The organism is Kitasatospora sp. NPDC059722 (genome assembly GCF_042733235.1).
Lineage (GTDB): Bacteria > Actinomycetota > Actinomycetes > Streptomycetales > Streptomycetaceae > Kitasatospora.
On record NZ_JBHWGD010000162.1, the window covers coordinates 1 to 8,509 of the forward strand.

Consider the following 8,509-nt stretch of genomic DNA (forward strand, 5'->3'; position numbering starts at 1 on the left):
GGACGCGCACGGCCTCCAACAGGTGCTCCAGGTACGGCTCCCCGGCCGGGCGGCGCTGCTCGCCGTGCCACCGCACCGCGAACTCGACCGCCTCGTCCAGTTCGGCGAGCCCGGCCGCCAGCTCCCGGACCTCGGGCCATCCGCCCGCCGCCTCGAACGTCCGCAACGCCGTGCCCATCACGTCCCCCTCGCCTCGCGCTCAGCTTCCGAGGATCCTACGACGCTCCTCGGAGCGCGGTGCCCTGGCCGTGAGGAGCAGCAGGAGTCCGCAGCCGGCCACCAGGATCCAGCCCGGACGTGAGGCGTGCGCGAGCTCCGCCGGGCCGGCGTGCGCCACGAGGGCGCCGGCGAGCGCGATGCCGAGCGCGGAGCCGACCTGGCGTGCGGTGGACGTGATCGCGCCGGCCACCCCGGCCCGCGCGGGCGGCAGTCCGCCGACCGCCGTGTTGGTGATCGGCGCGTTGGCGAAGCCGAAGCCGACGCCGATGAGCAGGTAGGCGCCCAGCAGCAGGGCCACGCTCGTGTTCCGGTCGAGCCCGACCAGGCAGAGGCCGCCGGCCAGGATGAAGGCACCGGCCACGGTCAGGGGCACCCGCGGTCCGCGGCGGCCGACCAGTCGGCCGGACCAGGGCGCGCACACCGTCGCGCCGACCGCCATCGGCAGGGTCGCCGCCCCGGCGGCCAGGGGCGAGAAGCCCCGGGCGTGCTGCAGGTACAGGGTGTTGAGCAGCAGGGTGACGTTCAGGGCGACGAAGACGGCCACCGCGCCCAGCACGGCACCGCTGAACACCGGACTGCGGAAGAGCCGCAGATCCATCAGCGGTTCGGCTCGACGGGACTCGACCCGCACGAAGGCGGCCGTCGCGCCGGCCGCCAGCGCGTAGGCGGCCAGTGCGGCCGGTGAGGTCCAGCCGATGCGCGGGCCCTCGATCAGGACGCCGACGCCGGCCGCGATGACGACGGCCAGCAGCGCCTGCCCCGGGAGGTCGAGCCGCCGCGCCCGCGCTCCCCGGGACTCGGGCACGAACACCGCGCTGAGCACGAGGGCGATCACCACGACCGGGGCATTGATCCAGAACAGCGACCGCCAGCCCAGCCCGGCCAGGAGCGCGCCGCCGGTGACCGGGCCCACGGCCGTGCTCAGTCCGAAGACCGACGCCCAGACGCCGATCGCCCGCGCCCGCTCGCGCGGGTCCGGCATCGCGTTCACCACGATCGCGAGCGCCACCGGGCTGAGCATCGAGGCGCCGACGCCCTGCACGGCGCGGGCGGCCACGAGCCAGCCCACCGACGGCGCCGCGGCGCAGGCCAGCGAGGCCGCGCCGAACACCGCCAGCCCGGTCCGGAACACCCGCCGGCGTCCGAAGCGGTCCGCCAGCGCACCGGAGGAGATCAGCAGGCCGGCCAGGACGACCGTGTAGGCGTCCACCGTCCACTCCAGGCTGCGGACGCCGACCCCCAGGCCGCGTCCGATGGCGGGCAGGCCCACGTTGACGACGGTGGTGTCCAGGCCCACCAGGAACATGCTCAGGCAGCAGACCGCCAGCACCGTCCAGCGGTTGCGCGCGCCCAGGACGGGCTCGGGGTGGGTGATCGTCGCGGTCATGGTCCGCCTCTCGGGTCCGGGAGTACCAACCCGGCCAGGCTCGGCCGGGCCGACCGCCGCCGACCAGCTTTTTTGCGAAGACCGCAAAAGCGGGGAGACTGGACGGCGTGGACGAAGAGTTGGAGCAGATCCTCGACGCCATCGGGCCGCGGCTGCGCACGCTGCGCCGCGACAGGGGCCTCACGCTGGAGGCGCTCGCCGCCACGACCGGGCTCTCGGTGAGCACGCTGTCCCGCCTCGAATCGGGTCTGCGGCGCCCGACCCTGGACCTGCTCATCCCCCTCGCACGCGCGCACCGCGTCCCGCTCGACCAGCTCGTGGCTGCACCGGCCACCGGCGACCCCCGGGTGCACCTCACACCGCTGCGCAAGGACGACGGCAGCGTCCTCGTGCCGCTGACCCAGTACCCGGGCCGGGTCCAGGTGTTCAAGCACGTCCTCGCGCCCCGCGAGCCGAAGCTCGTCACCCACGAGGGCTACGAGTGGCTGTACGTCCTCGCGGGCGAGCTGCGCCTCGTCCTCGGTGACCGCGAACACACGCTCCGGCCGGGCGAGGTGGCCGAGTTCGACACCGCGGAACCGCATTGGTTCGGTCCGACGGGGGCCGGCGCCGTGGAGATCCTGCACCTGTTCGGACCGCGCGGCGACCAGGCCGTCGTCCGCACGAGCCCTGGGCGACCGGCGACGCCCTGACGGGACGGCGTCGGGGTCAGACGGCGACCACGCCCGTGCTGTAGTGGTGCACGAACACGCGCTCCACGGCACGGCGGACGCAGCTGGCCGGTTCGTCGATGCCGATCCGCTCCCGGGCGTACGCGTGGACCAGGTTGGGCAGGTGGTAGCCCTCCGCACTCTCCTCGACCAGGTGGGAGCGGACGAGGGCCGTGAGGAGTGCCCGCGTCTCGGCATCGGGGCGGCCGGCGAGGACGGCGGCGGTCCGAGCGGTGAACGGGCGCCGCGGGTGCAGGGCCAGGAGCCTGAGCAGACGGCGTGATTCGCCGGGCAGCTTGGCGTCGGTGGCGGCGAGGGCGGCTCGCACGCCGCCTTCGAGGGCCAGGGCGGTGAGGGGCTCGGACGAGTAGTCGGCGAGTTCCCAGTCGGGGTGCTCGCGCAGGTGGCGGCCGATGACGGACAGCGCCAGGGGATGGCGGCCCAGGAGCTCGGCCATCCGCCCGGCCGTCTGCTCGTCCTCCTCGATCCGGCCCGATCCCGCAGTCGCGCGCAGGACCGCCAGCGCCTCCTTCGGTTCCAGCGCCGGGACGGACATGCGCCGCACGCCGTCCAGTTCGGCCAGGCGGGTGCGGGAGGTGACGAGGGTGGTACCCGGCGGCCTGGCGGGCAGGAGGGGCCGCACCTGGTCCGCGTCGGCGGCGTCGTCCAGGACCACCAACGGCGCCGACGCGCCGAGCAGTCGGCGGTAGAGGCGAACGCGGGCGTCCAGTCCGTGCGGAATCCGCTCGCCCGCGACGCCGAGGATCCGGAGGAAGGATTCGAGGACCGCCCGGGGATCGGCGGGCGGCGCGCCGCCGACGGCGGATCCCCTCAGGTCGGCGAAGAGCACCGGTCCGGCCGTCCGGATGTGGCGGGCAAGGTCGACGGCGAGGCTGGTCTTGCCGATGCCGGCCTGCCCTTCCAGGACGAGCACACCGTCGTCGAGCACGTGTGACGCCCGCTCCACGAGTCCCTCCCGGACGACGTGCCCGGCAGGCAGGCCCGGAAGGCGGCCCGCCGCGGCGACCCGGCCGGCCGCCTCGGCCTCGCCGAGGACCGTGCGCAGGGCCTGGCGCCAGGCGGAGACCGCGGCGGCGTCGCCGTCGACCAGGGCGTGCACGACGGCGAGCAGCAGGTCCGCGTTGGGGCGGCGGCGACCGAACCGGAAGCAGTTGCCGACGGTCGACCGCGCCGGCCACTCGCCGCAGGGCCGGCCGGCCCGCTGCCAGGCGAGATGCACGCGCCGGGTGATCTGCGTGATGGACGGGTTCCCGGCCCGGGCCTTCAACTTCCTGAGCTCCGCGACGAAGTCGTCCATCGTGCGGACCTCGCCCGGCTCCCATTCCCGCAGCACCGACGCCCTCCCCCGCTGACACCCGCCGAACCGACCCCGGAACGCACGTTCCAAGTTAGCGGCGGCCGGTGTCGCCCTGTCAAGCCGACCCTGTCGGAGCGTGCAGGCAACTGCGCTTCTCGGAAGGGGACATGAGCAGGCATCAAGGACCGCGTCGGCACGTTCACCCGCCGGACGTGCTACCCCCCGGCACGGCCCCCGAGCGTCGTGAGCGTCGCGGCCACCGTCGCCCCGAGCGACTCCGCGTCCGCGCCGGCCCGGGACCGCAGGTTCACCCCGTACGCGAGCAGCACCAGCAGATCCGCGGAGGCCGCCGGATCGACACCGGGTGCGAGCTCGCCCGCCTCCCGCGCGTCCAGCAGCGCCCCGTGGAGCGCCTCCCGCAGCTGCCCGTGGTGCCGGTCCAGGATCTCCCGGACGTCCGGATCGCCGTTCTCCGTCCCGGCGTGCGCGTTCACGACCATGCAGCCCCGCCGGGCGTGCTCGCCCGAACACCGCGTGGCGATCAGCCGGGTGAAGTAGTCGGCGACCGCCGCCAGCCCGCGCCCGTCCTCGGCCAGCCGGTCGATCATCGGCAGGGAGCGCCGCTCCCGGTAGCGCCGCAGGGCCGCCAGGTAGAGCTCGCGCTTGCCCCCGAACGTGGCGTACAGGCTCGACCGACTGAGCCCGGTCGCGGTCACGATGTCCTGGATCCCGGTCGCGGCCAGGCCCCGCTCCCAGAACAGCCGCTCGACGGTCGCCAGCGCCGCGTCCGGATCGAAGTGCTTGATGTCCGGCACGTCGCCACCTCGCTCACCTGGAATGCGGGTTCCAAGATAACCGCCGCCGGCATCCGCGCGAAGAGCCCGTGCTCCCGCATCCAGGATCGTCCACGATCCCCTACGGCCCGGCCCGCCGAACCCATCCTGGGCGCATGCAGCGAATCCCCTCCCTCTGGCCGGCCGCCTACGGAACCGGCCGTTCGCCCCTGCGGCGCCTGCCCGCAAGGCTCCTCGTCCGCGCCGCCGCGTTCATCCGCCGACTGGCGCTGGCCGACCACCGGCCGTTCACCACTCTGTGAGCGTCCGCACCAGGTTGTGCTCGGCGATCGCCGCCATGGCCTCCCGCGCGGGGAAGTCCCCGTCGAGCAGGCGCAACGGCCCGGCCGTCAGGGAGAGGCGCTGCGCCAAGGCGTAGAGGGCCAGCCGGTCTTCGTCCAGCCCCGGTGCCGCCAGCGGGCCGTAGGCGTCGTGCAGGCGGATCCGCAGGAAGACGTGCTCCCACTCGACGTCGAAGTACATCGCGCCCTCGATGTCGATCAGCACGGGCTGCCCGGCCGCGTCCACCAGCACGTGGTCGGGCCCCAGTTCACCGTGCACGACCGCGTACTCCGCGCGCGGACGCACCGCCGCCGCCAGGCTCAGCAAACGCTCGTCCAGTCGGCCGACGGCCTCCGCGATCCGGGGATCCCGCGACGCCGCCTCGGCGAGGTCCCGCCGCGCCCTCTCCAGCACGACGGCCTCGCACGACGAACCTCGCGACGTCCCTCCGCCGTCGACGACGGCCACCTTGCCGTACGCGGCCGCGCGGTGACGTCCCATCTCCTCCAGCGCCTCCCCGAGCCGGGCCATGACCGGTGCGGCGGCGCGCGGGTCGCGCGCGAGCAGCGCCTCCAGGCTCTCGCCGCCGAGGTCCTCGACGATCGCCAGGTCGGCCGGGGAGTGAACGCGGTCGCGGTCGACGAACCGGACGGCCGGCACGCGGACGCCGAGGCCGTCCAGCCGCGCGTGCGCCGCCTCGAACAGGCCGAGCCCCAGGCCGGGCGAGAACGGGTCGGTGAGGTCGTCGTCGCCCTCGGCGGCGGGCCAGTAGTTCTCGTCGGCCTCCCACACGTAGGCGATCGCCGTCGAATCGTCGTCCATGAACAGGCGGTACACGCCCTTCTTGCTGCCGCCCGCGACCCGCTCGACCGCCGCCAACCGCCGCCCGCCGCCCAGCGCGGCCCGCGCCGCCCCGGCCAACCGCTCACGCGCCCCTGCCTTGGGTGTCACGTCCGACCCCGCCCCTCCATCAAAACGAAGGTACGCACCCTACGGGAGCCGGGCGCGGCGCGGCGTCGGCCAGGCGGCTGCTCGTGCGACGCCCCCGGATCGGCTTGCCCCGGAGCCGGCCTGGTGGCAGTGTCCGTTCCCGTTCGGCGAGGAGACGGAGGGACGGCGACATGACGGAGCCGGGTGCCGGGGCCGGCCTTCCGGCTGCCCTGGTGGAGCTGTGGCGCGTGGCCGGCGGCCTCATGACGGACAGCGGGGTGACCGTGTACTCGGCCGGGTGCGTCGGCGAGCGCAACGCCACGTACGAAGTCGCCCGGTACGCGCCGGGGTTCGTCCTGGTCGGCGACGACAGCGGCGGCCGCGGCTTCCTCGTGCGCGCCGGCGATCCGGCCTCCGCCGTGTTCTCGTCGGACCTCGGCGATCTCGGTCCCGAGGACTTCGAGGTCGAGTCCCCGGACTTCACGTCCTGGATCGAGTCGCTCCGCCCGGACGGGTCCGGCCCTTCCCGCTGACGGCCCTTCCCGCTGACGGTCAGCCCTCCTCGCTCCGGTTGCGCGTCCGGTAGCGCCAGAGGGCGTCCGGCCTGTGATCGTGCTCGACGTACGGGCCGGGGCCGACGCGTTCGTACGCCTCCTCCGTGCGCGGGTGGTCGCGGACGGCGAGGCCGTAGGCGGCCTCCAGGCGCAGGTCCCGGTCCTCCTCGTCCAGCAGTGCGAGGAGGGCGTCCATGACGGCGGGTGCACAGTCCTCGGATCCGGCGAGGGACGCGGCGGCGCGGTTGCGGACGACGACGTCGGCGTCCTGGAGGAGCGCGAGCAGGACCTCGCGGAAGGCGGGGGCGAGTTCACGCCCGTGGGAGTTGAGCTTCCAGGCGACGCCGGCCCGGACCGTGAAGACGGGGTCGCGCGACAGGGCCACCAGGGCGGCGGTGGTGGCCGCGCCGAGCGGCGCCTCCCACGGGAGCAGGCAGCTCACCACCTCGTACCGCACGCCCGGGTGCGGGTGCGCGACGTAGCGGAGCCCGACGGACCGCACGTCGGGGTGGTCCTTCTCCGCGAGGACCTCCAGGATCCGGCAGAGCACCTCACCGTCCGGCTCGTCGAGTGCCCAGGCGACCAGGAAGTCGGCGTCCGGGGTGACGTCCGGGCGCTCCCCGAAGACCAGCGAGGTCTCCCGGCTCCCCAACACGTCGGCGAGGAAGCGGCGGTGGACGGGATCGGGGTGGTGGCGCAGGGCCGCGAGCTCGGACCACGCCTGCGGGCTCCTCCGCCCGCCGAGGGTGAAGCTCGCGGCCGACCAGTTCGCGTGCAGTTCGGCCGGGTACGCGACGGCGCGCGCGACCAGCTCGGCCGCCGGCGTCAGGATGCCCAACGCCCGCTCCAGTCCGGTGAGTACGCCGCTGTGGCCCTCGCGGACGGTGAGCCCGCCGAGCGAGACCTCGTCGAGGTCGACGAACTGCTCCGTGACCGTCCGCCGGACGGCCGGGCCCCGGGCACCCGTGCGGCGGCGCAGCGTCTCGACCGCTCCCACCGTGCACCAGTTCCGCGCGAGGCCGAGGAGCCGCTCCTGCTCGGCCGGGGCGATCCGGATCGCCGGGTCCTTGCCGGTCAGGGTGCCGACCATGGCCGGGGAGCCGGAGTCGACGGCGCGGAGGAGCGGGGTCGTGCCGTCGGGAAGGACGCGGTCGGGGTCGGCGCCGTAGTCGACCAGCCACCTGGCGCTCTCGCTGTCGTGGCCGGCGACGGCGGTGCAGAGCAGCGGGAGGCCGTCAGGGCCGGGCGCATCCGGTTCGGCGCCGGCCCGCACGCAGGACCACACCTCTTCGGCGTCCTCGGCCAGGACCGCTGCCACGAGCCGGTCGTTCAGGTCTGCGGTCCCCACCACCTCGGCGATCGGCCGGAGTTGCCGAGCACTGCGCTTCTCGTCCACAACCGCGCAGACTACGCGGCCGCCCCGGCAGCGGCAGCCCGATTTCCCGCCGGTTGCGCACTGAAGCCGAGAAGCGGATAGGCAATCCACTTGTGCTACCGTCGGGCCCACGAAACGGATGGACTATCCACATGGCCATCCGAACAGCTCACGGAGGGGCACCATGAGGAAGACGGCGGTCGTCACGGCCGGAACGGGCGGGATCGGCCTGGAGACGGCACTCGGCCTGGCCTCGGCCGGCTACGCGGTCACCGTGGTCGGGCGCAGCGCCGACCGCGGGGCCCGGGCGGTCGAGCGGATCGACGCGACGGGCCCGGCGCACCCCGCCCGCTTCATCGCCGCCGACCTCGCCTCGCTCGCCCAGGTGCGGGCGCTCGCCGAGCGGATCGCCGCCGACCACGCCGCCTCGGGCGAGCCGCTCGCCGTACTGGTCAACAACATCGGGGCGATGTTCCCCGAACGCCGCCTCCTGGACGGCGTCGAGGCGTCCTTCGTCGTCAACCACCTCTCGCCGTACCTGCTGACGGAGCTCCTCCTGCCCACGCTCACGGCCGGCGCGCCGAGCCGGATCGTCAACGTGACGTCGGCCGCGGTCGGGGTCGCCAAGCGCACGTTCGAGGCCGCCGAACCGCCGGGCGGGTACTACGGGTTCCACTGGTACGGCCGGGCCAAGCTCGCCAACCTCGCGTACACGCTCGACCTGGCCGCGCGGCTGGACGGCACGGGCGTGTCCGTGCGCGCCGCCGACCCCCGGGGCGCGGCGTCGGTCAAGAAGGTCCGCCCCCCCACCCAAGCGCCGCTACTGTCGCCCCCGCCCCCCCGGCGCCGGCCGCGGGGGCGGCGGGCCGGGGGGCGCGGCGGCCGCGACCCCGGGCACGGC

At 74.9% G+C, this 8,509-nt stretch carries 9 protein-coding genes; 4 read left to right on the plus strand and 5 right to left on the minus strand.

The window, feature by feature from the left end:
• Positions 1 to 199: 199 nt before the first annotated feature.
• Positions 200 to 1,606, minus strand: coding sequence for an MFS transporter (locus ACFV4F_RS40985; protein ID WP_380510679.1), 1,407 nt, complete (start codon positions 1,604 to 1,606; stop codon positions 200 to 202).
• Positions 1,607 to 1,713: 107 nt separating this feature from the next.
• Here ACFV4F_RS40985 and ACFV4F_RS40990 point away from each other — a divergent pair, with 107 nt between their 5' ends.
• Positions 1,714 to 2,298, plus strand: a complete 585-nt coding sequence (locus tag ACFV4F_RS40990; protein WP_380435360.1) for a helix-turn-helix domain-containing protein — start codon at positions 1,714 to 1,716, stop codon at positions 2,296 to 2,298.
• Between the two features lie 16 nt (positions 2,299 to 2,314).
• On the opposite strand, the gene ACFV4F_RS40995 is transcribed toward ACFV4F_RS40990, so the two are convergent.
• Both ACFV4F_RS40995 and ACFV4F_RS41000 read right to left on the minus strand, forming a co-directional pair.
• Entirely contained in the window at positions 2,315 to 3,670 is a 1,356-nt protein-coding gene (locus tag ACFV4F_RS40995) for an NB-ARC domain-containing protein (protein ID WP_380510682.1), read from the minus strand.
• A gap of 179 nt (positions 3,671 to 3,849) precedes the next feature.
• Positions 3,850 to 4,449 carry a TetR/AcrR family transcriptional regulator gene (locus ACFV4F_RS41000; protein ID WP_380510685.1) on the minus strand — a complete coding sequence of 200 codons (600 nt, stop codon included), beginning with the start codon at positions 4,447 to 4,449 and terminating at the stop codon, positions 3,850 to 3,852.
• Positions 4,450 to 4,583: 134 nt separating this feature from the next.
• Here ACFV4F_RS41000 and ACFV4F_RS41005 point away from each other — a divergent pair, with 134 nt between their 5' ends.
• Positions 4,584 to 4,730: a hypothetical protein gene (locus ACFV4F_RS41005; protein WP_380435357.1), complete on the plus strand. Its 147-nt coding sequence runs from the start codon at positions 4,584 to 4,586 to the stop codon at positions 4,728 to 4,730.
• Here the strand turns inward: ACFV4F_RS41005 and ACFV4F_RS41010 are convergent.
• Positions 4,717 to 5,586, minus strand: coding sequence for a phosphotransferase family protein (locus ACFV4F_RS41010; protein ID WP_380510697.1), 870 nt, complete (start codon positions 5,584 to 5,586; stop codon positions 4,717 to 4,719). The genes ACFV4F_RS41005 and ACFV4F_RS41010 overlap by 14 nt on opposite strands.
• Positions 5,587 to 5,870: 284 nt before the next feature.
• On the opposite strand from ACFV4F_RS41010, the gene ACFV4F_RS41015 reads away from it, so the two are divergent.
• Positions 5,871 to 6,212 (plus strand): hypothetical protein, encoded by a 342-nt coding sequence (locus tag ACFV4F_RS41015; RefSeq protein WP_380510688.1) that lies wholly within the window; start codon positions 5,871 to 5,873, stop codon positions 6,210 to 6,212.
• A gap of 19 nt (positions 6,213 to 6,231) precedes the next feature.
• Here ACFV4F_RS41015 and ACFV4F_RS41020 read toward each other — a convergent pair whose 3' ends face one another.
• On the minus strand, positions 6,232 to 7,629 hold the full coding sequence (locus tag ACFV4F_RS41020; RefSeq protein WP_380510691.1) for a HEAT repeat domain-containing protein: 1,398 nt from the start codon (positions 7,627 to 7,629) through the stop codon (positions 6,232 to 6,234).
• A 163-nt stretch (positions 7,630 to 7,792) separates the two neighbouring features.
• Here ACFV4F_RS41020 and ACFV4F_RS41025 point away from each other — a divergent pair.
• The coding region (locus ACFV4F_RS41025) for an SDR family NAD(P)-dependent oxidoreductase (RefSeq protein WP_380510694.1) at positions 7,793 to 8,509 on the plus strand (717 nt) is incomplete at its 3' end.